The 24,314-nt window shown below is 66.4% G+C and carries 25 protein-coding genes and 1 pseudogene; 16 read left to right on the top strand and 10 right to left on the bottom strand.

Features of this window, described 5'->3' with window-relative positions:
• Entirely contained in the window at positions 1 to 3,966 is a 3,966-nt protein-coding gene (locus AC1DYL_RS10175) for an NACHT domain-containing protein (RefSeq protein WP_477173039.1), read from the bottom strand.
• 176 nt (positions 3,967 to 4,142) lie between these two features.
• Here AC1DYL_RS10175 and AC1DYL_RS10170 point away from each other — a divergent pair, with 176 nt between their 5' ends.
• Positions 4,143 to 4,364, top strand: coding sequence for a hypothetical protein (locus AC1DYL_RS10170; RefSeq protein ID WP_477173038.1), 222 nt, complete (start codon positions 4,143 to 4,145; stop codon positions 4,362 to 4,364).
• Positions 4,365 to 4,545: 181 nt separating this feature from the next.
• On the top strand, positions 4,546 to 5,574 hold the full coding sequence (locus AC1DYL_RS10165; RefSeq protein ID WP_477173037.1) for a MerR family transcriptional regulator: 1,029 nt from the start codon (positions 4,546 to 4,548) through the stop codon (positions 5,572 to 5,574).
• Between the two features lie 77 nt (positions 5,575 to 5,651).
• Here the strand turns inward: AC1DYL_RS10165 and AC1DYL_RS10160 are convergent, their stop codons facing one another.
• A complete protein-coding gene (locus AC1DYL_RS10160; protein ID WP_477148389.1) occupies positions 5,652 to 6,113 on the bottom strand; it encodes a carboxymuconolactone decarboxylase family protein in 462 nt (153 codons plus the stop codon).
• A 112-nt stretch (positions 6,114 to 6,225) separates the two neighbouring features.
• Here AC1DYL_RS10160 and AC1DYL_RS10155 point away from each other — a divergent pair, with 112 nt between their 5' ends.
• Positions 6,226 to 7,095: a sigma-70 family RNA polymerase sigma factor gene (locus tag AC1DYL_RS10155; protein ID WP_477173036.1), complete on the top strand. Its 870-nt coding sequence runs from the start codon at positions 6,226 to 6,228 to the stop codon at positions 7,093 to 7,095.
• 7 nt (positions 7,096 to 7,102) lie between these two features.
• On the opposite strand, the gene AC1DYL_RS10150 is transcribed toward AC1DYL_RS10155, so the two are convergent.
• The gene (locus AC1DYL_RS10150) at positions 7,103 to 7,753 is read right to left on the bottom strand and encodes a TetR/AcrR family transcriptional regulator (protein WP_477173035.1); all 651 of its coding nucleotides are present in this window, start codon (positions 7,751 to 7,753) and stop codon (positions 7,103 to 7,105) included.
• Between the two features lie 101 nt (positions 7,754 to 7,854).
• On the opposite strand from AC1DYL_RS10150, the gene AC1DYL_RS10145 reads away from it, so the two are divergent.
• The 3 genes from AC1DYL_RS10145 (at position 7,855) to AC1DYL_RS10135 (ending at position 9,645) form a co-directional block, all read left to right on the top strand.
• On the top strand, positions 7,855 to 8,751 hold the full coding sequence (locus AC1DYL_RS10145) for an NADP-dependent oxidoreductase (RefSeq protein ID WP_477173034.1): 897 nt from the start codon (positions 7,855 to 7,857) through the stop codon (positions 8,749 to 8,751).
• A gap of 27 nt (positions 8,752 to 8,778) precedes the next feature.
• The gene (locus tag AC1DYL_RS10140) at positions 8,779 to 9,204 is read left to right on the top strand and encodes a DoxX family protein (protein ID WP_477173033.1); all 426 of its coding nucleotides are present in this window, start codon (positions 8,779 to 8,781) and stop codon (positions 9,202 to 9,204) included.
• Positions 9,205 to 9,294: 90 nt separating this feature from the next.
• Complete coding sequence (locus tag AC1DYL_RS10135) at positions 9,295 to 9,645, top strand: RidA family protein (RefSeq protein WP_477148384.1); 351 nt, start codon at positions 9,295 to 9,297, stop codon at positions 9,643 to 9,645.
• Between the two features lie 102 nt (positions 9,646 to 9,747).
• Here AC1DYL_RS10135 and AC1DYL_RS10130 read toward each other — a convergent pair whose 3' ends face one another.
• Entirely contained in the window at positions 9,748 to 10,092 is a 345-nt protein-coding gene (locus AC1DYL_RS10130; protein ID WP_477173032.1) for a DUF2934 domain-containing protein, read from the bottom strand.
• 222 nt (positions 10,093 to 10,314) lie between these two features.
• Here AC1DYL_RS10130 and AC1DYL_RS10125 point away from each other — a divergent pair, with 222 nt between their 5' ends.
• Positions 10,315 to 11,679 carry an FAD-containing oxidoreductase gene (locus AC1DYL_RS10125; protein WP_477173031.1) on the top strand — a complete coding sequence of 455 codons (1,365 nt, stop codon included), beginning with the start codon at positions 10,315 to 10,317 and terminating at the stop codon, positions 11,677 to 11,679.
• 74 nt (positions 11,680 to 11,753) lie between these two features.
• On the top strand, positions 11,754 to 12,080 hold the full coding sequence (locus AC1DYL_RS10120; RefSeq protein ID WP_477173030.1) for a hypothetical protein: 327 nt from the start codon (positions 11,754 to 11,756) through the stop codon (positions 12,078 to 12,080).
• Between the two features lie 88 nt (positions 12,081 to 12,168).
• Here AC1DYL_RS10120 and AC1DYL_RS10115 read toward each other — a convergent pair whose 3' ends face one another.
• The 3 genes from AC1DYL_RS10115 to AC1DYL_RS10105 are packed head-to-tail and all read right to left on the bottom strand — an operon-like array spanning position 12,169 to position 14,178.
• Positions 12,169 to 12,786, bottom strand: coding sequence for a hypothetical protein (locus AC1DYL_RS10115; RefSeq protein WP_477173029.1), 618 nt, complete (start codon positions 12,784 to 12,786; stop codon positions 12,169 to 12,171).
• Positions 12,783 to 13,406, bottom strand: a complete 624-nt coding sequence (locus AC1DYL_RS10110; RefSeq protein ID WP_477173028.1) for a hypothetical protein — start codon at positions 13,404 to 13,406, stop codon at positions 12,783 to 12,785. Before AC1DYL_RS10110 ends, AC1DYL_RS10115 begins: the two co-directional genes overlap by 4 nt.
• Positions 13,393 to 14,178, bottom strand: a complete 786-nt coding sequence (locus AC1DYL_RS10105) for a hypothetical protein (RefSeq protein ID WP_477173027.1) — start codon at positions 14,176 to 14,178, stop codon at positions 13,393 to 13,395. Before AC1DYL_RS10105 ends, AC1DYL_RS10110 begins: the two co-directional genes overlap by 14 nt.
• Positions 14,179 to 14,394: 216 nt before the next feature.
• On the opposite strand from AC1DYL_RS10105, the gene AC1DYL_RS10100 reads away from it, so the two are divergent.
• From AC1DYL_RS10100 to AC1DYL_RS10065, 8 genes are all read left to right on the top strand, one after another.
• Positions 14,395 to 15,639, top strand: a complete 1,245-nt coding sequence (locus tag AC1DYL_RS10100; protein ID WP_477173026.1) for a DUF3422 family protein — start codon at positions 14,395 to 14,397, stop codon at positions 15,637 to 15,639.
• Positions 15,640 to 15,837: 198 nt separating this feature from the next.
• Positions 15,838 to 16,257 (top strand): c-type cytochrome, encoded by a 420-nt coding sequence (locus tag AC1DYL_RS10095; protein WP_477173025.1) that lies wholly within the window; start codon positions 15,838 to 15,840, stop codon positions 16,255 to 16,257.
• Between the two features lie 148 nt (positions 16,258 to 16,405).
• Complete coding sequence (locus tag AC1DYL_RS10090; RefSeq protein WP_477173024.1) at positions 16,406 to 17,455, top strand: LysR family transcriptional regulator; 1,050 nt, start codon at positions 16,406 to 16,408, stop codon at positions 17,453 to 17,455.
• Positions 17,456 to 17,539: 84 nt separating this feature from the next.
• A complete protein-coding gene (locus tag AC1DYL_RS10085) occupies positions 17,540 to 19,288 on the top strand; it encodes an outer membrane protein assembly factor BamB family protein (protein ID WP_477173023.1) in 1,749 nt (582 codons plus the stop codon).
• 81 nt (positions 19,289 to 19,369) lie between these two features.
• Complete coding sequence (locus tag AC1DYL_RS10080) at positions 19,370 to 19,978, top strand: c-type cytochrome (RefSeq protein WP_477173022.1); 609 nt, start codon at positions 19,370 to 19,372, stop codon at positions 19,976 to 19,978.
• 3 nt (positions 19,979 to 19,981) lie between these two features.
• Positions 19,982 to 20,734 carry a hypothetical protein gene (locus AC1DYL_RS10075; RefSeq protein ID WP_477173021.1) on the top strand — a complete coding sequence of 251 codons (753 nt, stop codon included), beginning with the start codon at positions 19,982 to 19,984 and terminating at the stop codon, positions 20,732 to 20,734.
• Positions 20,735 to 20,752: 18 nt separating this feature from the next.
• Positions 20,753 to 21,505 carry a pentapeptide repeat-containing protein gene (locus AC1DYL_RS10070; RefSeq protein ID WP_477173020.1) on the top strand — a complete coding sequence of 251 codons (753 nt, stop codon included), beginning with the start codon at positions 20,753 to 20,755 and terminating at the stop codon, positions 21,503 to 21,505.
• Complete coding sequence (locus AC1DYL_RS10065; RefSeq protein ID WP_477173019.1) at positions 21,502 to 22,002, top strand: thermonuclease family protein; 501 nt, start codon at positions 21,502 to 21,504, stop codon at positions 22,000 to 22,002. The genes AC1DYL_RS10070 and AC1DYL_RS10065 overlap by 4 nt, the downstream gene beginning before the upstream one ends.
• A gap of 17 nt (positions 22,003 to 22,019) precedes the next feature.
• Here AC1DYL_RS10065 and AC1DYL_RS10060 read toward each other — a convergent pair.
• From AC1DYL_RS10060 to AC1DYL_RS10050, 3 genes and pseudogenes are all read right to left on the bottom strand, one after another.
• A pseudogene (locus tag AC1DYL_RS10060) lies at positions 22,020 to 22,706 on the bottom strand (ATP-binding cassette domain-containing protein); the annotation flags it as partial.
• A gap of 68 nt (positions 22,707 to 22,774) precedes the next feature.
• Positions 22,775 to 23,512, bottom strand: coding sequence for an ABC transporter ATP-binding protein (locus AC1DYL_RS10055; RefSeq protein WP_477173018.1), 738 nt, complete (start codon positions 23,510 to 23,512; stop codon positions 22,775 to 22,777).
• On the bottom strand, positions 23,509 to 24,261 hold the full coding sequence (locus tag AC1DYL_RS10050) for an ABC transporter permease (RefSeq protein WP_477173017.1): 753 nt from the start codon (positions 24,259 to 24,261) through the stop codon (positions 23,509 to 23,511). The genes AC1DYL_RS10055 and AC1DYL_RS10050 overlap by 4 nt, the downstream gene beginning before the upstream one ends.
• Positions 24,262 to 24,314: the final 53 nt, after the last annotated feature.

The following is a 24,314-nucleotide window of genomic DNA, read 5'->3' as shown; positions in this document are numbered from 1 at the left end:
CTACGTGCTTGGCGCGTAGGTGGCGAGCAGCCAGGCGACGATCGCGGTGCGATCGAGCAGCTGATCGGCGGGTGGGGTCGAGACCGGCCTGATGGCGTGGCGCTGCAGTGCGGCGTTGAGGGCCAGCGGACGGTTCTGCGGATTGACCACCGCGAGGGTGCGGTCGGCAATCTCGGTCGCCAGCGTTTTGGACATGGGTTTGGTCAAGTTGGGATCATCCGTTTTGTCTTCCTCCTCCAGCCGGCGTTCGAGGCGATTTACGAAAGCATCGCTGGTCGTGTGATCGCCGCTCTTTGCCGCGGCCGCAACCAGTCTTTCTCCCACCTTCCTCGCGTCCTCGAGTGGCCAGGTCTCGGCGATCCGGAGATAGGCGCCGCGGAACCTGGCGTCGTTCAGATGCTCCAGCCAAAGCTTGGGCTCCAGCCTGAAGGCCGCGGCGATGAAGAAATCCCACACCCGGTCGTGACGAAACTGGAGGCGCTGCTCTTCACCGGCGGCCGTGTAGGCGCTGCGCTCGACGACCAGTCGCCACTTGCGCAGGCTGCGGGTCTCGTCAACGTACTCGTCGTTTCGGAACCAGTTGCGGTCTTCGAGGCGCATCTTGATTGCATTGTCGCCAAAGGCCAGCAGCGGGAACTGCTGGCCGGCATGCAGCACCCGAAAGCCGTCGTCCTCGTCGGTGTCGGCGAGGTGGAAGGCCTCGTCGATCAGCGCCGTCGCCTTCGGCATCGTGCCGTTGGCGAGGAGATCGGCGGCTAGGGACAGGTCGAAGGGGTTCGACAGCATCAGGGCGGCGGCCTGCGACTCATCGGTGGGCACCAGATCCAGCGCCTCACGCAGGAATTCGTCGACCGCCTCCTCGTAAGGCTTGCCGTGGCGCGGCGATTCAGAGTCGGCGCCTACTGGTCGGGACTTCAGGAACTCGGCAGCCAACTCCCGGCGCAAGGGCTGCAGTGCAAGGCGTGTGGAGCCGGCGGGCTCGGTCCAGTCGATGGGCTGGGTTCCGACGAAGATGTCGCCCCGCGCCCCCTCGCGGGCAAATGTCCCGATGTTCTCGCGGGTGCCGGCCGAGACCTCGTTGAGGCCGTCGATGATGACGGTCAGGGCCCGGATATGGACGAGGCTCTTGATGAAGTCTGCTTCCTGAAGCCGGTGGATGCGCTCGGCGATGGCGACATCAACCCCCACGGCGCAGTCGCGCGCATTGAGGAAGGCCACATGCGGCCGGTTGATGGCTAGCCATCTGAGGGCGCTGGATTTCCCGAGCCCGGCTTCGCCGCGGACAACGACGATGCCGTGCAGGTTGGGCAGGATGTTCTTGAGGGGTGCGGGTTTGGCTTCTCCCAGTTCCGCTTCGCCGCTGTCGAAATAGCCGAGCCTTTGGACGAAGCCCTCGGGATTGGCATCGCGGATGAGGTCCTCACGGAAGGTGTCGAGGATTCGCCCGCGGAAGTATGGCACCGCGAACAGCAGCAGCGGCACGGTCCAGACGCTCAGGTATTCGCGCAGCTTGGGATTGTAGAAGAAAGCGGCCTGCACCACCGGCGAATAGGGGAAGACAAGCAAGAGCGCCGCCCAGAAGGCGATCCAGCCAACGACGCCGTAGCTCAGGGAATTGAAGATGGGGACCCGGCTCTCCGCCGACAGGTGATCGCCAAGCGGCTGCTGGTAACTGGAGCCGGCCTGGATGAAGCTGGCGTGGACCTGCTCGATGGTCGCCCGCTGTGCCGGCGTCCAGCAGGTCCGGAAGCTGCCGGTGGTGGCTATGTCGACGACCGCGCCGATCGCGCCATTGAAGAGCTGCTGGAGGAAATTGGTTCCGGCGGGTTTGCCGCAGGCGGCATAGATGATGCGCATGATCACCTCCTCTGCCTCCTTGCGAGCCGAGGATTCCGCGGCCAGCGCTTGCCAGTTGGAATGGATCAGCCGGATGGCCGCGCTGGCCTTGACGGGATCGGCGGAGACAGCCGCAATCGCAGGCTCCATGGGCGCTCCCAGGAGGGAGAGCAGCAGGGTGCTGTCAGGGTCGTCGCCAATCGCGATGTGCGCTGCGGCGCGGAACTTGGGCACCGATTTGTCGCTGCGCGTCTGGATCAGCTTGATCGCCGCGATCGTCCCGGGCACCCCTACGGGGCCGAAGCTGGCGATGCCGTTGAGGGCGGCTGAGTTCGCCGATTTCAGGCTCGATTCGCGCAGGCCCAAAATGGCGCCGATGACTTCGGCGAACTTGTACTTGGAGGGAGCCGCGCTCAGGACATGGGTGGTTGCCAAACCGCCTGGTGATGCACCGATCTGCGGCAGCAGTGCGTCGACCATCTTGTCTGGTGCAACGTCGAACTTGAGCGCGCCGATCGCATCGATGATCGAGGCGCGAGAACCGGGGAGCAGCGGAAGGAGAGCGTCCAACACCTCATCCTTGTCCAACTCGCGTCCAAGGGTCGCCAACCCATCGATCGCCGCGTCCCGAATGTCGGTGTTTTCGGACTTGAGCAGCACGAGAAAGCGGTCCGCTACGTCTTTGCGCGCTTCGCCGGCGGCCAGTGTTGCCAGGGTTGCGAGCATCTCTGGTTGGCCCGGGTTGGCCGGATCCGCCAGCGGCAGAAACCGGTCGATCACCTGAGCCTTGCGTGTCCCCAGTGGCAGTTTCTCAAACAGGTATGCCACCTCGCGTTGCAGTGGGAGGTTCTCAGTCGCGAGCAAAGGCAGCGCGACGTCGATCACCCGGTCCCGCTGCGCAGGATCATGCGTTGCAAGTTCGGCGAGGGCCTCGGCGGCGATGCTACCGTTCCCCTCGCTCAGGACAGCAAGAATTTCGGGGTAGAGTTGGGCGGTGCGATCGCCCAGCGGCATGGTCGCCAATGCGGTCGCCGCTGCGGCCCGGGCGTCGTACTCCTCCTCCTGCTCGATCACCGCCTGGAGAGACGTGATGATCGCGTCGGCCTTTGAACCCAGATCTGTGGTGCCCAGAGCGGCGGCTGCCGCGACCCGTCGGGTTCCCTTGAGTTGGAGCCGCAGGGCTTCAACCACCCGTGGCGCATCGTCACCCAAGGGCATCTTGCCCATGGTCGCCATCGCGGCGGCGGCAAGCTCGGCGTTGGCGCCGCCGAAGAGTTTCAGCAGTGCCGACACGGCCGCCTTTCTCGACGAACCATCGGGCGGGATGTCCGCCAGCGCGTTGGCGGCGACCCGCGCGACGATGGGATCGGGCTGCTGAAGATGCTTGATGAGTGTGTCGACGATAACCGGCCGCCGATCCCCCAGATCGTGCCTAGCAAGCCCCTTGGCCGCGGTTATCCAAGCGATCGGATGCTTGTCCGCGGCGGAAATCAGACGATCGGCAACGATGCGGGCCAGGTCCGGAGTGGGCACGGCATCAACTGGTTCGGGACCAACGATTACATCAGGGTCAATGACGTCGTCGCGATCGGGCAAGATCGACACCAGAGTGTCGGCGAAGCTCGCCTTCTGCTGCGCGTTCAGAGGCAGCTTGGCGAGCGCGATCAGGATGTCGGACTTGATACCATTGCTGGTCTCTGCGTCGAGTTGCTCGAACAGTGCGGCAATGATGCGCGCGCCTTGAGTGCCGTGCTCCATCGTCCCCAGGGCCGATATCGCGTCGACGTCGCCTTTTGCTGCAGCCTCGATCAGGCTGTCGACGATCCGGTGGGTGTCGGCCCCCGAGGGCACGACGGCAAGGGCTTCGAGGGTGGCGCGCCGTGCCGATGAGGTTTCCAGGAGCTTGAGCAGCCGGTCAACGACATGCGTGCTTCTTTCGCCAAGGGGTACGTCTGCCACCAGGTGGCCGGCGAAGATCACGGCTTCTGCTGCGACCTGTTCGGAAGGATCGGCGAGCGCGGCCTCGAAGCCCTTCACCATCCAATCCTTCCTTGGCAGCGAAGTCGACTGGGCGAATACAGATGAAACGAGGCACAATGAGCCGAAAATCACGCAGAGAATCGTACGCATTGTGCTTCCCCCCAAAGAAGTACAGGCTACGGTGGTGATAGACTGGCATGTTCTATGCCGCCTCGAACAACGTCAAGTCCGGCGGGGGCAAATAACTTCACAGCCCGAAGGTCAGCTGTTTGTCAGCCACGCGCCGATAAGCTCCTGCGATCAGATCGCAGGTCGGTGCGGGGACGATGCCTCGGTATGAAGTGACGCTCTACGATTTCCTGGCCACGCCGCCGAGCGCCAGCGCGCCGGAAACGGTGGACGCTCCGGATGCGATGGCGGCGGCGCGGCGGTTGGTCGACGTGCCGCTGGAACGGACGGGGTATTTTGCGAACCTGGCGGCCGAGGTGAAGCGGTTCGAGGGCGTGAGGGTGACCGAACGGGTGATGCTGTACCGCAAGCCGGCGTGATCGGGGCTGTTGCCCCACGTAGGCCGGCGATCGCTCCGCCCGCCCCGTCAGCGCAGCACGCGATAGCGCAGGTGGACTATGCCGGCTTCGCCTTCGAGCACCCGGCGTGACGATCCCGGTTGACTCGGCCCTTGGGGCCGCTCCGATAAGGGAGGCGGTCAAGCAAATGAAGGGTGATTCCATGGGGTCCTCGACTGAGTTTCTGAACGCCTCCGATGCCGCCGGCCGGCTCGGAGTTTCCGCCAAGGCGCTACGGCTTTACGAGCAGCGCGGGTTGATCGTGCCGGTGCGCACGGCGGCTGGGTGGCGCACATATGGGCCGGAGCAGATGGCCAGGGCCGGCGAGATCGCGGCGATGCGGGCGCTCGGCCTGAGCCTTGCGCAGGTGGCGCGGGTGCTCGGGGGAGATGCACGGGAGCTGGAAGCATCGCTGGCGGCGCATCAAGGCGTGCTCGAAGGCCGGATGCAGCAGCTGTCCGGAATGATGGAGCGGCTGCGGCAGCTGCGCGAGCGGCTGAGGCGCGGCGAGACCCCGGTGAGCGGCGAACTGGCGGGGTTGATGGCGGAGCCGGCGCGGAGCGTCGGGTTCGAGCTGCCGTGGCCGTGGGGCGGCGAGCGGTTCGATCTGGGCCAGATCCGCGCGATCAACTACATCATCGGGCCGCTGGGGAGCGGCAAGACCAAGCTGGCGCAGAAGCTTGCGGAGGCGGTGCCGGGGGCGATGTTCCTGGGGTTGGACCGGCTGGTGGATGGCAGCGCGGCGGAAAGCCGGATGGTGGGGGATGCCGGGCTGAAGCAGCGGGTCGCGGCGACGCTGGGTTGGCTGGTCGATGATGGCGCGACGGAGTCCGAGGCGCTGACGGCGCTGGTGGCGGGGCTGGAGACGGATGGGCCGGACGTGCTGGTGATCGACATGATCGAGCAGGGGCTGGACCAGGCGTCGCAGGAGGCGGTGATCGCGCATCTGCGGCGGCGGGGCGAAGGGGCACGATCGCTGTTCGTGATGACGCGGTCGAACGCGATCCTCGACCTGGGGGCGGTGGGGGCGGATGAGGCGATCATCCTTTGCCCGGCCAATCACAGCCCGCCAACGGTAGTGGCGCCCTATCCGGGCGCCGCGGGATATGAGGCGGTGGCGACGTGCCTCGCCTCGCCCGAGGTGCGGGCGCGGACCGAGGGGGTTATCGCCTGGCGGCCGCAGGCGGCTTGAGGGGAGAGGGCGGGGTGAGGTGATCACCCCGCCAGTCTCTGAGGTTGTGGCCAGGCGGGGGAGGATCAGGCCTCCCCTTACGCCTTCCAGGCGCCGGCGATCTGGCGGGTGGCGGCGTTGAGGCGGTTCCACAGGTTGATGCTGGCGATGGAGAGAACGAGGGCGCCCAGCGCCGCTTCGTCGTAGTGCTCCTTGGCTTCGTCCCACACCGCATCGGGGACCGGGTCGGGACGGTCGCTGATGCGGGTCACGGCTTCGGCGAGCGCCAGGGCGGCGCGTTCCGGGGCGGTGAACCACGGCGCCTCGCGCCAGGCCGAGACGGCAATGATGCGGCGGTCGGTGTCGCCGAGCTTCTTCAGGTCCGCCGCATGCATGTCGACGCAGACGCTGCAGCCGTTGATCTGGCTGGCGCGCAGGTGAACGAGGGCGTGGATCAGGTGTGAGACGCCGTCATTGGCCATGGCGGCGCGGCTGATGGCCTGCAGGGCCGGCATGGCGTCGGGGACGGCGAAGGCGGGGTTGGTCATACGGGCTTGCATGTCGGTTCTCCGGTTTTTCTCGTGTGACGGAGCGGATTCTCGGCCGGTGCTGTCACACCCGGGCGATGTCGTTCGTCAGTGCTATGACGGAGCGCGATCGAGGAATGTGACGATGGACGAAGAGAAAATCCTGGCCGGCCGGTTCGAGGCGGATCGCGGGCACCTGAGGCGCGTGGCCTACCGGATGCTGGGCTCGGCGACGGAGGCCGAGGATGCGGTACAGGAGGCGTGGCTGCGGCTCAGCCGTTCGGACACGAGTGGGGTCGGCAATCTCTCGGGCTGGCTGACCACGGTGGTGGCGCGGGTTTGCCTCGATATGCTCAGGGCGCGGAAGTCACTGCGCGAGGAGCCGCTGGATCTGCCGACGGCGGCGGAGACGCTGGCCGACGGGAACGATCCGGAGCGCGAGCTGGCGATGGCCGACTCGCTGGGGGTGGCGCTGCTGGTGGTGCTGGAGACGCTGCCGCCGCCGGAGCGGGTGGCGTTCGTCCTGCACGACATGTTCGACCTGCCGTTCGAGGAGATCGCGCCGATCGTCGGCAAATCGACCGAGGCGGCGCGACAGCTGGCGAGCCGGGCACGGCGGCGGGTGAAAGGTGGATCGGAAAGCGTCGAGCCCAGCCGCGAACGGCATCGCGAGGTGGTGGAGGCCTATCTCAGGGCATCGCGGGGCGGGGACCTCGCGGCGCTGCTGGCGGTGCTCGACCCGCAGGTGGTGCTGCGGGCCGACCGGCTGGCCGTGCCGGCGGGGGTGGCATTAGTGGCAGCGGGCGCCGAGAATGTCGCGCCGCGCGCACTTGCCGGCTTCATGCCGCAGGCGCAGCTGGCGCTGGTCGATGGCCAGGCGGGCATTGTGGTGATGCGGGACGGGCAGCTGTTCCGCGCCCTGCGCTTTACGGTGGTCGGGGCACGGGTGACGGAGATCGAAGTTGTCGCCGACCCCGAGCGGCTGGCGGGGCTGGAGGTCGAGGCGCTGCAGTAGGGGGCGCTCAGCTCGCGGCGGGGGCGAAGGCTTCCATCTGCTCAATCACCTCGTCACGGGCGCGGATGGCGCGCTGGCGCCAGTCGGCCGGGGAGACGCCGCCCAGGCCGAGCAGGACGCGCAGCATGTCGGCGCCGAACAGGCGGTCGATGAACAGGGCGCCGAGGCGCTTGTGCTCGGCTGTGCCGAGGTCGCGCGATTCCGGCTTTTCGGCAAGGACCACTTCGGCGAACTGCTCGAGGTGACCGACGAAGCCGCTATAGGCGGTCTCGCCCAGCTGCGGGAAGCGTGCGGTTTCGGCCATCACGGCCCGCATCAGCGCCACCGTCTCGTGATTGGCGAGCCGCGCCTGGGCGATCATGCCGACCTCGACCAGCACCTCGGCCAGCGGCCGCTTCATCAGCTCGATGAACCCGGCCTGCTCCTCTTCGTCATTGGGATCGCAGGCGCTGGCGATGACGGCGGCGAACAGGTCGTCCTTGCTCTCGGCGTGGCGATAAAGGGTCATGATGGACACGTCGGCTGCCGCCGCGATCGATTCCATGCTGGCGCCCTCGAAGCCCTGCTCGAGGAAAATATCCTTTGCCGCCGCGAGGATAGCCGCACGCTTGCGCGCCATAAGCTTCGCCTTGGGGTGATCGGCAGCCCAATCCTTCATGCCCGCTTGACCTTCAAACGATAATGCTCCATATCGTATCGCGAAACGATAGTGTACCCTATCGTATCTAGTGACGAACAAACCCTGGAGCAAGTCCTATCATGAAAGCGGTCCGTCTGCAGTCCTATGGCGATGTCGATCAGTTGCAGCTTGAAGACGTCCCGGTGCCCACTCCCGGCGCCGGCGAAGTGCTCGTCAAGCTCGAGGCATCGGCGGTCAATCATTTCGATCTCTTCGTCCGGCAGGGCTATATGGCCCAGATGATCCCGCTGGCGCTGCCGGCGATCCTGGGCGGTGACGGCGCCGGCACGATCGCGGCGGTCGGGCCTGATGTGAGCGGCTTTGTGGTGGGCGATCGGGTGATCGCCAATTTCCCGGTCAACGGGGCGGGGGCGCATGCCGAATACGGGGTGGCCTCGGTCAACGGCGTCGCCAAGCTCCCCGCCAACGTGAACTACGAGACCGGCGTGACGCTGCCGCTGGTGGGGCTCACCGGACGGCAGGTGGTTGATGTGCTGGGCGTCAAGGCTGGCGATCGCGTGCTGGTCGCCGGCGCGCTGAGCGCGGTCGGGCGCGTCGCGGTCCACTATCTGAAGCAACTGGGCGCCAAGCCCGTGGCGGGCGTGTTGCCCGATGAGTTGGCCGAAGGCGAAAAGCTCGCTGGCGAAGCGCTGGATATCACCGTGGCGCCGGGCAAGGCCGAGTTCGACTTTGCGGTTGCCGCAGTGCAGCCGGCGGCGGCCAACGCGGTCAAGCATGTGCGCGACGGCGGCAAGATCGGCTCCTCGGTGCAGGCGCCTGAGGGGGCCAACCCGAGCGTGGCGTTCCAGACCGTCTATCACCAGCAGGACGGCAAGCAGCTGCAGCAGATCGCCGACGCGGCGGGCCGTGGCGAGCTGACGATCCCGGTGGCCAAGACCTTCGCCCTCGCCGAACTCGGCAAGGCGCACCAGGCGCTCGCCGCCGGCCCGCGCGGCAAGATCGTCGTCAAGCACTGACAGATCCAAACTTCCGAGGACAATGAGATGACTATCGAAGCCGGCGCCGTGCGGCGCACGAACTGGTTGAATATCGGGCTGTGGGTGGCGCAAGTGCTGCTCGCCGTCATGTACGTGATGGCGGGCTGGATGAAGCTCAGCCAGCCGATGGCGGGACTTGCCGCCATGGGCATGGGCTATGCGACGACGCTGCCGGAACTCTTCGTCCGCTTCGTCGGGCTGATGGAAGTGCTGGGCGCGATCGGGCTGATCCTGCCGGCGGCAACCCGCATCCTGCCGTTCCTCACGCCGTTGGCGGCGCTGGGGCTGACGATCGTGCAGGTGGCGGCGATTATTCTCCACGCCACACGCGGGGAAACGGCGATGACGCTGCCGATCAACCTGGTGCTGCTGGCGCTGTCGCTCTTCGTGCTGTGGGGCCGGACCCGCAAGCGGGTGATTTCGCCGCGCTAGGATCGTGAGGGGAGCGGGCGTGCCGTTCCCCCCTTTCGCCCCGGTGATGCAGCCGCTACAGAGGCTCCGCCATTTATTGAGGAGCATCCGATGAGCATCACCCGTTACCAGCCCGGCAAGCGCATGAGCCAGGCCGTCGTCCACGGCAACACCGTCTATCTCGCCGGGCAGGTCGCGACCGACTACAACGGCACGATCGAAAAGCAGACCGGCGAAGTGCTGGCGGCGATCGACAAGCTCCTCGCCGACGCTGGCTCGAGCAAGTCCAAGGTGCTGTTCTGCCAGGTGGTGCTCAACAACATCGCCGATTTCGCGGCGATGAACACGGTCTACGACGCGTGGATCGATCCGGCCAACCCGCCGGCCCGCGCGGCGATCGAGGCGCGCCTGGCGCACCCGGCGCTGAAGGTCGAGATCATCGCGATCGCGGCGCTGGACTAAAGGTTAGCGGCCGCCCGTGCGTAGGGCCGCCCCCGCCACCATGCTTCGCATGATCTCCCTCCCCCGCCGCGCGGGGGAGGATCACCGATAGGCTGGTGCCGATTACTTCGCCTTCTTCGCAGGGACGGCGGCTCTTGGCTTGGTCGCGGCTTTCTTGGTGGGTTTGGCTTCCGCCTTGGCCTTCACGGGCTTTGCGTCCTTTGCCAGCTTTGGCGATTTGACGGCGGCCGGCATGGCGCTGGGGTTTTTGCCCTTGGTGGCCTTGGCGACGCCGTTGGCGGTGGCTTCGGCGAAGGCATGGGTCGCCTCTTGGTGGGCGAGGCGCCAGTAGTGATCGTGCTTGCCGTCAGGGCGGCCGTCAGCTTCCCACATGTAGTAGGCGCGCTGGCGGATGGCGTCGTCGTTGACCATGGCAGCGGCGTCGGCTGCCTTCGATTTACCGGGCAATTGTCATTCCCCCGAAGTGAGGGGCGCGACCGGGATGGCGCGCCAACCCTAATGCAGACCACATCAGCCTAACAGCGACAGCGTGCGGCGCGAAGAGGCGTTGCTGCAGGCGAGCTATGAACGGCGCGTACAGGGCGCCAGTTCCCAAGCGGCCCGACTCGGGCCGCTTTCGAGATTGGCGGTGGGCGGCTAAGGTTTGCGCGCCGGGATAGGAGAGCACGCATGAGCCGATCGTTCGACGCCATCGTCATCGGGGGCGGGCAGGCCGGCCCGTTTCTCGCAGCGCGGTTGGCCGACGCGGGACGGCAAGTGGCGCTGGTCGAGCGGCGGTTCATGGGCGGCACCTGCGTCAACAATGGCTGCCAGCCGACCAAGACCCTGGTGGCGAGCGCGCGGGTGGCGTGGCTGGCGCGGCGGGCGGCGGATTTCGGGATTTCGACCGGGCCGGTGAGCGTCGACATGGCGGCGGTGAAGGCGCGCAAGGAGAAGATCGTGCTGGCCTCGCGCCAGGGGCTCGACGACTGGATGGAGTCGACGCCGAACATCACGGTGTTCCGCGGCTCGGCGGCGTTCGTTTCGCCGCACGAGGTCGAGGTGAATGGCGAAGTGCTCGAGGGGGCCGAGATCTTCCTCAATACCGGCGCAAGGCCGGTGGTGCCGGACTGGGCCGAGGGCGTGCCCCATCTCACCAATATCTCGGTGCTCGAGCTCGATACGCTGCCCAGGCATCTGGTGATTGTCGGCGGGTCGTATATCGGGCTCGAGTTTGCGCAGATGTATCGCCGCTTCGGGGCCGAGGTGACGGTACTGGCACGCAGTCCTCGGCTCGCGGCCAAGGAGGACGAGGATGTGTCGGCGGCAATCCGCGACATTCTCGAGGGGGAGGGGATCCGGGTCATCACCAATGCGGGCTGTATGGCGGCCGAGCGGCGGGGCGACGGCGTGGCGGTTCGCTATGCGGCGGGCAGCCAGGAGGTCGAAGGCAGTCACCTGCTGCTGGCGGTGGGACGGGTGCCCAATGTCGAGGATCTGCGGCTCGAGAGGGCCGGCGTCGCGCTGGACGACGAGGGGTTCATCGAGGTCGACGACAAGCTACGGACCAACCAGTCGCATATCTATGCGCTGGGCGATGTGAACGGGCGTGGGGCGTTCACCCATACCTCGTACAACGACTTCGAGATCGTGTCGCAGAACCTGCTCGATGGGGCGGACCGCAAGGTGAGCGAGCGGGTGCCGGCCTATGCGCTCTATATCGATCCGCCGCTGGGGCGGGCGGGGATGAGCGAGGCGGAGGTGCGGAACTCCGGGCGGCCGGCGCTGGTGGCAACGCGGCCGATGACGCGGGTGAGCCGGGCCAACGAGCGGGCGGAGAACCTGGGGTTCATGAAGGTGTTCGCCGATGCGAAGACGCGGCAAATCCTCGGGGTGGCGTTGCTGGGGATCGAGGGCGACGAGGTGATGCAGTCGCTGCTCGAGGCGATGGCCGCGGGGGTTGATGTCGATACCATCATCCGCACCATGCATGTGCACCCGACGGTGAGCGAACTGGTGCCGACGCTGCTGGGTGACCTCAAGCCACTAGTTTAGTGACGGCCGCCATCTGGCGATCAAAATCGGCGCGCCAAATTGACTCTTCGTGGACCCGAATCAATGGTGGGGGCATGGGAGAGGCAGCACTCAGCGATACAGTCATCTCGTTCCGCCTGGCGCGGGCCGAGGAGTTTGCGCGGCAGTGGAAGATCAACGCCAAGCGGCTGCAGAGCCTCGCCAACAATCCGCAGACTCCGGACTCGGTGCGCAGCGATGCGCTGGCCGAGGCACGGACGGCGGCAGGGATCGTCGGGCAGCGGGCGACGGACCTGGCGGAACTGGCCAAGCAGCGCGGGTTCGCGGCGTGGGAATCGGACCCGAAGGTGGCGCCACTGGTGGTCGAGATCCGCGCGGTGGAGCATGCGCTGACTTATGCGGCGGATGCGCTGAGCAAGTAGGTTTCCGCGACTCTGGCCGCCCCCTCCACCGGCTTCGCCGGTCCCCCTCCCCCGCCATGCGGGGGAGGATCACTGAGAGGTCGGTGGGCTACTGCCCCATCTGGATAACGGCCTTGTCGGGGAGGGCGACGGGGGGCATTTCGGAGAAGGTTAGGGCGCCGGGGTCGCCGATCTTTTCGGCCCCTTCGCCGCCGCCGCTGGCCGAGAGGTTGGCGTTGCCGTCGGTGTTGATGGCGCCCTGGCCGTGCTGCTGGGCGGTCTGGGCGGCGTTGGCCTCCTCGTTGCCGGTGGCGGCGAACTGGCCGAGCACCTTGCCGCCGCCTTCGATCTGCTGCTGGGCGGACGCCACCTCGGTGGCGATCTCGACCTTGTAGGGCACCTCGAAGGCGCGGGGCGGACTGATGACGATCTGGCGGTCGTCGACTTCCTCGACCCAGAGATAGATGGCGCCGGGCAGGTTGTTGAGCTTGTCGGGCTCGACGATGCGGGTGGCGAGGAGGCCGAAGCGCCTGGGCATTTCGCCGGGGCTGGCCCAGCCCACGAGCCCGGTCATGGTGAAGTACAAGACCAGCACCGAGCCTAGCGTCACGACGATGGCGGCGGCCTTGATCCACCACTTCCACAGAGACGTGAGGTTGAGACTGAGCAGCAGCAGCGCGAGGACGAGGAACAGCGCGACGGCGCCGACGATGATCAGCGGGTTCACTTGCGCACCGCCTGGATCAGCGACACCGGCACGGTGTTGATGTTGCCGACAGCGCCGTCTTTGTCGAGGCTGAAGCGGACGACGGTTTTCTCGTCGCCTTTGTGATCGAGCACGAGCGTGTCGTAATAGACCACCGACAGCTTGGGGTTGATCTTTTCGACCTTGATGGTCACCGGCACGGCGGCGGCGCTGGGGTTGGTGAAGTGGTAGATGTTGACGGCGTAATCGCCCGGCAGGATGCCGCGGACCGTCACGGTTTCCTGGTTCAGCGCGATGTGGTGGGTGACGCCGTTGACGGTGACTTCGTCGAGGTAGTTGCCGCGATCGTCGCGATCGAGGGTGACGAAGCCCTTCTGCATCGAGTGGTACCAAACGACGTTGCCGGTCGGGTCCTGCACGTAGGTGTCGATGTCGTCGTCGTTGTCGTCGGGCCAGGTGGTGGTGATGATGAATTCGGCGTTGGTGTCGATGATGCCCGACTTGGCGTCCGGCCGGATCAGCGCGAAGGCGACGAACACCATCATGGTGAAGCCGAGCAGCACGTTGAACAGGATATCGGTGAACGGCACGAAGGTGCCGTCGTCGCTTTCGGCGCCGGTGAAAAGACTAGGGCCGTCCATCGTGGCTCCGCTCGATGGCGGGGACGACGTGGATCTCGGAGACCTCGGCGATGAGGGAGAACAGCTCGCCGATGGCGCCATCGAGCTGGAAATACTGGAACTTGAGGACCAGCGCTGTGGCGATGCCGGCGACCGTGACGTTGAGCGCGACGGCCATGCCGCCCGTCATGCCGGATAGTGCGCCGCGTAGGGTTTCGGCGTCGAACGAGGTGAGGCCGGCGATCGGGATCAGCATCAGGATGAAGCCGATAGCGGTGCCGAGAAGGGCAAGGCGGAGCAGGCCCTCGGAGACGAAGAGGCCGATCTTTTCGCGGGAGCGGAGCTTGTCGGCGACGGTGCGGAGCAGCAGGGTCTGGTCGAGTTGGCCCTTGCCGCGGATATCGGCCTTTTTCACCAGGTTGCCGACATGGGCGGTGAGCAGGCCCGGTTCGAGCAGGGTGCCGGCGCCGGTGAGGACATGCCCGCCGGCGAGGCGGAAGCCGGTGGCGCTTTCGGCCTCGATCACGGCGCGGGCGCGGCGGGCGGCGATCAGTTCGCGGCTGATGTCGATGGCCTGCATCAGGCAATGGAGGCTGGTGATGACGAAGATGGCGAAGATCAGCAACGAAATGCGGGTGTGGTCGGAGGCGAGGACCGAACCGAGGAAGCCGAGCTGCCACAGGGTGATGAGGCCGAGCGCGACGAGCACGTTGACGATCAGCCAGCGCAGGACGGGGGTGTAGTCGCGCCGCTCGATGGGCGGTCCGATGACCGCTGCTTTCACGTCGTCCAAACCCGTTCCTCCGCACCCGACCGGCTCGCTTCGTCCGGGGCGAGCTCGTTGCCGCAACCGCTAGCATGAGGGGGAGATCGTCTCCGCCTATGCATCGCATTGGAAATGCCAACGTGGCCTGCAGCTCTTGGCCTTTAGTGGCGCGACAAAGGTGCCGATTGCTGCGCCCCTCGGGAGCAGTCAGGCTGGTGTCGGGCACAGTTGAGGACAGGCCAGATGGCGGAGTGGCGTGAGCATCAATATCGGCGGCTGATCGATGCCGAGACGCATGCGCGGCCGGTGCTGGGCATGACCCCGCCGATCCGCATCCGGCGGCTGGCGTTCATGAGCGCCGATGGCGGCGCCGACTTGCGCGCGCTGCACAGCCAGATGGGCGTGGTGGCCGGGGTGGCGCCGGAAGGGCCGGCCTGGGCGCGGCAGCTCGCCTTCAGCCGCGACGGGCGACGGGTGACGTGGGAGCTGCACAACGAGTTCGCCACCATGACCTGGACCGGGGCGGCGGATGACTGGGACGCCAAGCCCGCGGGCATCGGGCTCGAGCTGCACGAGAAGCTGCTGCTGGTGTTCGCGACACGCATCGACGTGATGCCGACGGACACCATTGGCGAGGCGGCGCTGGCCGGGTTCAACCCGCTCAGCCTCTGCTACTCGTCGATCTTCGACGATGGGGCGCAGGCGGCGACCGACTTCCACCTTGATGCCGACGGGTTCACCCGTTTCGAGGTGGCGGCGGGGCGGAGCGGTGAGCTCAGGATCGGGGTGATCGTCCGGCGGCTATTGGAGATCGAAACCTACCGAACGATGGCGCTGATCGGGCTGCCGCTGGCGCGGGAGCTGGGCGGGCGGGTGTCGGGCTATGAGCGGCAGCTCGCGGGTATCATGCAGAAGGTGGGCGAGGGCGACACCGCCGAGGACCACGAGGTGTCGCTGGCGGCGCTGCATAAGTTGAGCGTCGAGATCAGCCGCACGGTAGAGGAGACGAGCTTCCGCTTTGCCGCGACGCAGGCCTATGGCGAGGTGCTGGCGGAGCGGCTGACGCGGCTGCGCGAGCATGCGATCGGTGAGTTCACCACCATCGAGCGGTTCCTCAACAACCGGGTGCACCCGGCGCTCGCCACCTGCAAGGCTATGGAGAAGCGGCTGACGGCGCTGACGCAGAAGGTGCAGCGCTCGATCGAGCTCTTGGACGCGCGGATCACGCTGTCCATCCAGACGCAGAACCGCTCGGTGCTCGATGCGATCAGCAAGACCGGGCGCAGCCAGTACCGGCTGCAGCTGACGGTCGAGGGGCTGTCGATCATCGCCATCTCGTATTACGCGCTGGGGATCCTTGGGTACATCTTCGAGGGGCTGCACGAGGTGCTGCCGTTCACCAAGGGCGAGATGCTGGCGGTGGCGGCGCCGGTGGTCGTGCTGCTGGTGTTTCTGGGGATCCGGCGGCTGCGGAACCGGCATTTGTGATCGCCAGCTTGGCAACGACCACCGTCGGTGGGTGGAGCGCCCTCGGATGCTAAGCAAGTGCTGTGCCAGCGCTTTTTGGGCTAAGCACACCCGAAGGCGGTGCGACGTGTCGTCGCTTGACCGCAACCAACGCCGTCGCCAGAGATTGCCCAACGTGACTGACGCCGGGCCATCCGGCGCGCGCTTGGAGGAATGTGAATGAAAGTCCTGGCCCTTGGTTTGGTGATGTCGGCGCTGCTCGCCGGTTCGGCTTTTGCCGAAGGCGACGCGGCAGCAGGCGCCACCGTGTTCAAGAAGTGCGCGTCCTGCCACGCGGTGGGCGAGGGCGCCAAGAACAAGGTCGGGCCTGAGCTGAACCTGCTCATCGGCCGGACTGCCGGCACGGCCCCGGACTTCAAGTATTCCCAGGGGATGACCGATGCCGGCGCCGGCGGGCTGGTGTGGTCGGCCGAGACGCTGCACCAGTTCCTGGTTAAGCCGAAGGACTTCGTGAAGGGCACCAAGATGAGCTTCCCGGGGCTCAAGGAGCAGGCGGACATCGACAATGTCGTTGCCTACCTGACCACCTTCTCGGCTGCCGCAGCTCCCGCCGATGGCGTGGCGCCCGCCGCGCAGTAAGTCAAATCTGACAGCGTTATCAGAGCCCTCTCCTGAACCGGGGGAGGGCTTTTTCGCGCACCCCACAAATGGGGGGTATGCGACGTTCTATTAGCTTATCGAATGTGACGTATTGTGCTGACATAGAGGGCCAGAAATCAGGGCCCTCATGGATATCACGCTCAAGCAGATGCAGATCTTCCGCGCCGTGGTGATCGCAGGATCGATCACCAAGGCATCGCGGCGCGTCGGGCTGAGCCAGCCCTCGATCAGCCAGCAACTGGCGAAGCTCGAAGAGCGGCTGGGCACCCAGCTGATCAACCGCAACCGCACCGGCGCGGTGAGCCTCACGCCGTCGGGCGAGTACTGGTTCAAGTTCTCCGACGATGTGCTGCGCAAGTTCGACCAGGCGATCGACGAGCACGAGAAACGCTATGTCGATAGCCGGGTGTTCCTGCGGATCGGGCTGTCGCCGACGCTGCGCGGGCGGTTCCTGTCGGCGGCGGCGCGCATCGCCAGCGATGAGCAGGGTTTTGCGAAGTTCGAGGTGAGTTACGCGACGACCAGCAGCGAGCTGGTCGAGCAGTTGCGGCTGCACCAGCTCAACTGTGTGATCGTCAATGACGAGGCGCTGGCCGAGGACCGCTCGTCGTTCGCTACGTCGCTGTTGTTCCGCGACCCGATGGTGCTGGTGGTGCCGGCGGATTTGCCGGAGGGGATGCTGGAGAGGGCGCTGACCAAAGGGGTCAAAGCCTCTCAGCTCGATGGGTCGCTCACCCGCTACGTCGAGATCAGCGCCAATGTGCCGATGCGGCCGGTGTCGGATGCCTGGTACCGCGCCAACCTGCCCTACGCGACGCCGACCTTCTCGGCGATGACCTACGTGGCGGCGACCGACATCGTGGCGGAGGGACTGGCGACCACGCATGTGCCGCTGTCGCTGCTGCCGAGCCTGCCCAATTCGGTGCGGACGCGGCTCAAGGTCCATACGCTCCCCGGCATGGACCGCTCGATCGTCCTTGCCATGCCCAAGCACCTGATGACGCTGCCGGGCTATGCCAATATCTTCAGGCGGCTGACCGATTTCTGCCGGCACGAATACGCCCAGAACGTCCCCGCCGACAGTGTGCTGGAACTGCCGGTGCCGGAACGGGCGCGGCCGGAGAAAGAGTTGGCCGGGGGCCGTGTGGCTGCCGGGGTGCAGCAGAATTACCAATAGATGACATAGGCAAACTTCCCCGCGCATCGGTCTTATGTGGCGCCAACGCCTACCTAAGAACTGATCCTTGAAGAGGGGGAGACTATGCGCCTGAAACACCTTCTGGCCGCCATGTTGGCCGGCAGCATGCTGGCACTGCCGGGCCTGACAATTGCGGCTGATGTGACGGCCGAGCGGCTTTCTGCCGCGGGCAGCGAGGCGGAGGCCGGCAACTGGCTGATGGTGCACCGCACCTATGACGCGCACCGCTTCTCGCCGCTGAGCGAAATCACCGCCGACAACGTTTCGGGCCTGAAGCTCGCCTTCGCGGTGCCGCTCGGCGGCTCGGAGCCCGCAGGGTTCGGCGCCGGCTCGATGGAAGCGACCCCGCTCGCCAAGGACGGCTTCCTCTACATCTCGGACCCGTGGGGCACGCCTTACAAGATCGACGCGTCGGACGGCAAAACCGGCAAGACCGTGTGGGTCGGCGATACCGGCGTCGACAAGGACCCGAGCCGGGCAATCCTCCTCGCCTCGCGCGGTCTGGCGCTGGTCGACAATCTGGTGATCACCGCGCTCAACGACGGCCGTGTCATGGCGTTCGACGACGAGACCGGCGACGTGGTGTGGGACCAGCAGGTCGGCAAGGAGCCGGGCGAAGGCTTCACCAACGCGCCGCTGGTGGTGAAGGACAAGATCCTCGTCGGGCAATCCTATGGTGACTGGGCAACGCGCGGCTGGGTTGCGGCACTCGATGCCAAGACCGGCGAGGAGGTCTGGCGGTTCTACACTGTGCCGGAGCCAGGCCAGCCGGGTTCGGAAACCTGGCTCTGTGACCAGTCGGGCAACCCCGACTGCTGGAAGACCGGCGGCGCGGCGGCGTGGGTGACGGGTTCGTATGACGAAGCCAGCAACACCACCTATTGGGGCACGGGCAACCCGGTGCCGATGTACGATCCGGAATATCGACCGGGCGACAACCTCTACTCCAACTCGACCGTGGCGCTCGACGCCGACACGGGCGCGCTGAAGTGGCACTTCCAGTACACCCCGGGCGACTACATGGACTATGACGAAGTCGGCGCCCAGCTGCTCGTCGATGCCAAGGTGGAAGGCGAGGATCGCAAGGTCCTGGCGCATTTCGGCCGCAACGGCATCTTCTACACGCTCGACCGCACCAACGGCTCGTTCATCGCGGCGAACCCCTATGTCAGCAAGCTGAACTGGACCAAGGGGATCGACCCCAAGACCGGCAAGCCGGTTGAGTACGATGCGTCGAAGCCTTTGCAGGTCTATGCCAACGGCACGATGCGTCGTGGCGGCGAGACGGTGAACACCTGCCCGAACATCCAGGGCGGCATGAACTTCTGGCCGCCGGCTGTCGACTCGACCAGCAACATTGCCTACGGCGCCGGCATCGAAGGTTGTTCCGACCTGACCGTCGAAGCCAAGGCTCCGGAAGACGTGGCGCCCGGCAATTCGACCTTCGCGGGCGGTGCGGCGGCCGCTTCGGGTGCCCAGACCGGCGCGATCTTTGCGTTCGACGTCACCACTGGCAAGCAGGTTGCCAAGATCGATCGTCCGTATCCGAACTATGCCGGCGTGATGACCACTCCGGGCCTCGTCTGGACCGGCGAGATGGACGGCACGTTCGGCGCCTATGACGCGAAGACGCTGGAACAGAAGTGGTCGATCAATGTGGGTGGCACGTTCAGCGCCCCGCCGATCGCCTTCAAGGTCGGCGACAAGGAGTACGTCGCGATCGCGGCTGGCGGCAGTGCCGTCACCACCTTCGGCTATCCCGAGCTCGCCAACCGGCCGGCGGCCAACGTCCTCTACGTGTTCGCGCTCTGACGGGTCTTGCGAGACGGACACAGTAACGCTGCCGGGCGGTTCGCCGCCCGGCACAACTCATTGAAGAGAGAAGAGTTTTAGATGTCCCTTCCGTCCCGGAAATCCCTGGCACTGCTCGTTGCAGCGGGCCTGTTTGCCGCCACTCCGCTGGCGCTTTACGCGGCGCAGCCGCCGGCCAACGCCCCGGCGGCGGAGACGGCCGTTCCCGCCGAAGCGCCCCCGACCGATGCAGCTGCGGTGGAACTCGACCCGCTGCTCGCCGGTGCCGGTATCGAACGCGGCGTCGTGGTGTTTGGCAGCCGGGGCGGCAATTGCGTTTCCTGCCACGGCTGGGACGGCAACGGGCTGGGCAAGAACCCGCGCTCGGAAGGCGCCGCGGCGCTGCTGCGCGAATCCGGCCTCGATGCGCAGGGCTTTATCGAGATCATCAGCTGCGGCATCCCGGGGACGCCGATGCCGTACCATGACAGCCAGGCCTACAAGGACGATCGCTGCTACGGCATGAAGGCCGCCGATTTCGAGGCCGGCCAGGAGCCGCACAAGGGCAAGGCGATCAAGCACGAGGACATCATCAACCTCGTCGCCTACATCCAGACCCACATCCAGGGGAAGCCGAAGGCGACGTACGAGGACTGCGCGTTCTATTTCGGCGCTTCGGCTGAGAAGGCCTGCGCCTTCCTGAAGAAGTAGGCGATGCGGCTGCGCCTGCTGCTGTTCTGCGTGGGCATGTTGGGCGCGGTGGCGGTGACGCCGCCGGCGCTGGCGCAGTTCGACGTCAACCTGGTGCCGGCCTACACCATCTGGGACATCAAGTTCGGCGCGCCGGTCAGCCAGATCCCGCCCGAGGAGGTCGCCGAGATCGCCTGCGGCACCAATGGCGGGCCGCCGTCGACGCCGCTCAGGGATTTCTCGGAGTTCGAGAAATGCCCGGCGGAGGCGTCAGGGCTGCACGAGGTGTTCTTCACCAATGACGACGAGGCCGACTACATCGCGAGGGCGCTGGAGGCGGAGTACCGCGTGATGCAGGGCGGCACGTCGATCTATGCGCATCCGGTGGTCTATTCGGTGCTGATCGACGGCGGGGGGATCGCCCGCGGCATCCGCATCGTCACCGACGAGCGCGCCGCCGACCGCGAGCGGCGGGTGGCGGTGACGCTGGCGCGCAACCTCAAGTCGCGCTACGGGCGCTGGGCGCAAAGCTGCGACAACCTCAAGCCGACCGATGGACAGCTGCCGGTGGGCAAGGTGTTCGTGCACGAGATCTGCACCGCCGACAGCCCGGAGGGCGATGCGCGGATGCGGCTTGAAGCCACCTATTTCCGCAAGAAGGGGCAGACCTCGATCAGCCTCGAGACGCAGCAGATCAACAAGAACTACTTCCAGTCGGCGACCCGGCTGGAGGTGGTGCAGAGGCCCTATGAGCCGGACACGACGCCGGTCCGCTGAGGGATCAGGAGAGACACGATGAGGATGGCGCTGTTCGCGCTGGCGCTGTTGCCGGGTGTGGCGTTGGCCGGTCCGGTGGAGGAGCTGAAGGCCGGCGTCCGCACCGAGTGCCGCGGCTGCGACCTGAGCAACCAGAGCTTCAAGAAGGCCAACCTCGCAGGGGTCGACCTCTCGGGGGCCAATCTCAGCGGGACGACGTTTCATCGGGCCAACCTGAGGGGTGCCAACCTATCGGGGGTGAACGCGGAGGGGGCGAACTTCAACCTCGCCGATCTTAGCAGCGCCGATCTCAGCGGCGGGCATTTCAAGGATGCGATGTTCTATGAGGCGCAGCTGTCGGGGGCGACGATGGAGAAGGCCGACCTGACGGCGACGCGCATGCAGCATGCGCGGCTGACCGGCGCCGACCTCAGCGGGGCTGACCTCGACTGGTCGGTGATGAAGGAGGTGCGGCTCAACAATGCCAACCTCACGGGAGCTTCGATGGAGCGGACCAATCTCGAGAAGGCCAGCGTGGGGCGGACTAAGTTCGACGAGACCACGATCACCAGTGCCGGCTTCCTGCAGGCGAGCGCGCCGGGAGCGAGCTTCAAGGCGGCGACGATTTCGCTGACTGATTTCTACGGTGCCGAGCTGAACAATGCGAACTTCGCCGGCGCCACCCTCAGCGACAACCGCTTCACCCGCGCCAAGCTGAAGCTCGAGCAGTTCACCGGCAGCACTTTCACACGCAATATCCTGCCCGATGGGCGGGTGCAGGGGGCCGAATGATACGCATGAAACTGCGCCTCGCCATGGCGCTGACGCTGGTCGCGTCCGGTGCGATGGCGCAGGAGGTGGTAACCGGGGCGGCGAAGGTCGTCGATGCCGACATCATCATGGTGGAGAAGCAGCGGGTGATCCTTTGGGCGGTGGATGCGCCGGAGCGGCCGCAGAAGTGCTTCGTCGGCGATCTGCTGTGGGACTGCTACGGCGCAGCACGGCAGGCGCTGGGCGAGCTGCTAGCTTTGGGTGAGGCGAGCTGCACGCTGCAGCCGGGCGAGCCGGACAAGTTCAACCGGCGGTATGGCGTGTGCACGTCCGCAGGCAGGGATATTGGCGCGGAGCTGGTGCGGCTCGGGATCGCGCGGGCTTATGTCGAGCAGGCGCCGGACTACGTTGCGCAGGAAGAGGAGGCCAAGGCGGCAGCGGTTGGGGTGTTCCAGCCCGGCGCCAAGGTCGACGCGCCGTGGGAGTTCAGGAAGACGGATCCTCGGAATTATCGGTGACGCTCGGAGGGCGGCGCCTAGTCCGCAGCGGCGGTCGCGGCGGCCGGCTTTGCCCCCGTCAGCGCAATATATGCATCCGTCAGCGTTTCCGTCCCCGCCGCCGCCATGATCTCGGCCGGCGTGCCCACGCGGATGATCTTCCCTGCGACGATGAGCGCGATGCGGTCGGCGTGTTCGACTTCTTCGACGAGGTGAGTGGCCCAGAGGATCGAGACCTGGTGCTGGTCGCGGACAGTGCGGATGTGCTGGCCGAGGAGTTTTCGCGTGGTGGGGTCGAGGCCGACCGACGGCTCATCCATCAGCAAGAGGTCGGGGAGGTTGAGCAGGGCGCGGAGGATTTCGATGCGGCGCTGGTTGCCGCCGGAGAGGGTGCGGACCGGCTTGTCGATGAGGTCGGTGACTTCGAACAGTGACGCTGCGGCGTCGATGCGGTCCTTCAGCAGCTTGCCGGAAAGGCCGAACAGGTTGCCGTGGAATTTGAGGTTGGCGCGGACGCTCATGTCGAGATCGAGCGAACGGGATTGGAAGACGACGCCGAGGCGCTTGAGGATTTCGGAGGCCTGGTCCTGGTAGCCCATGCCGAACAGGCTGACCTGGCCGCCATCGGGGGAAAAGAGGCCGGAGCAGATCTGGAACAGGGTGGACTTGCCGGCGCCGTTGGGGCCGAGCAGGCCGACGATCTCGCCGGGGGCGATATCCAGCGAGACGCCCTTCAGCGCTTCGTTGTTGCCATAGGACTTACTGATGTCGGTGAGCGCGATGACGGGGGCGGTCATCCGAAGGCCTTCTCGTCTGTCCCGGCGGAGGCGGCGATCTGGTTGGCGATCTGTTCTCGCTGCTCACGGGTGCGACTGCCGCGTGGAATGTCGAAGCGTAGGTCGGCGGCGATGCGGGCGGGGCGGCCGCTAAGCACGATGGCGCGGTCGGCCAGCATCGCGGCATCCTCGGGCAGGTGGGTGACGAGCAGCACGGTGGGGCGGCTGGCGTCGATGAGCACGGACAGCACCTGCTCCATCTCGCGCACCAACGTGCGGTCGAGTGAGACGAAGGGCTCGTCGAGCAGCAGCAGGCGCGGGTTGACCGAGAAGGCTCGGGCCAAGGCGACGCGGCGCTGCATGCCGCCGGAGAGTTCGTGCGGGAAGTAGTGCTCGAAGCCGATGAGTCCGACTCGGTGGAGCATTTCGGTGGCTTCGGCTTCGGTGGTTTCGGGGCGAACGGCGCGGATGTTGCCCAGCGCGGTGAGCCAGGGGAGGAGGCGCGCATCCTGGAAGACGAAGCCGGCGGGCGGGGCTTCGGAGGCAGCGACGCCGTCGACGCGGACGGTGCCGGAGAACAGGGTGTCGATGCCGCCGACCATACGGAGCAGGGTGGACTTGCCGACACCGCTGGGGCCGACCAGCGCGACCACCGAGGAGGGCTCGACCACGAGGTCGAAGCGTTCGAGCAGCGGCTCCGGCAGGAAATCGAAGCGCTTGCCGTCGACGGCGATATCGAGACGGGGGCCGGTCATCGCGGCTGCCGCCATTTCAGCACCCGGCCTTCGAGCGGGCGGAGGATCAGGTACTCGAAGACGAAGACCACGAGGATGAAGGCGGTGGTGTAGGCGAAGATGCCCTTGATGTCGAAGAACTGGAAGAACACCGAGATGCGGAAGCCGACGCCGCCATCGGAGCCCAGCACCTCGAAGACGAGGACGATCTTCCAGATCAGGCTGAGTCCGGTGCGCGCCGCGGCGAGGACGAACGGCATCAGCTGCGGCACGGCGATCAGGCGCAGCTGTCGCAGGAACGGCATGCGGAAGGCGCGGCCGAGGTCGTCATAGCCGGGATCGAAGCTGCGGACGCCTTCGCGGATGGTGGCAATGACCAGCGGCAGCTTGTTGAGCACCACGGCGAGGATCAGCGCGAACTCGGTGAGGCCGAGCCAGATGTAGAGCACGATGGCGATGACAATGGCCGGGACATTGAGCCCGACCACCACCCAGGTGGAGAACAGCCGGTCGGCGACGCGCGAGCGGCCGAGCGCGATGCCGATGGCGGTGCCGAGCGCCATGGCGATGACGAAGGCGGTGATGGCGCGGGTGAGGGTCTTGCCGAGATCGGGCAGGAGCTTGCCCGTAGTGGCAAGCGTCCAGACGTGTGCCCCGACCTCGATGGGCGAGGGGAACAGGCGCGACGGGAACAGCATCGAGAGGACCTGCCAGCCGGCCAAAAGCAGCAGCAGGCTGATCAGTTCGAGGGGAACGCCCCGCCTGGTCACGCGCTGCTGCCGCCCATTGGTTACGGCTGCGATGCTACTGTCGCGCAGTTCAA

The sequence above is a fragment of the Devosia sp. P1_H9 genome (genome assembly GCF_056405135.1).
The sequence above is the reverse complement of the archived record's forward strand: the minus strand, read 5'-3'. Positions and strand labels throughout refer to the sequence as shown.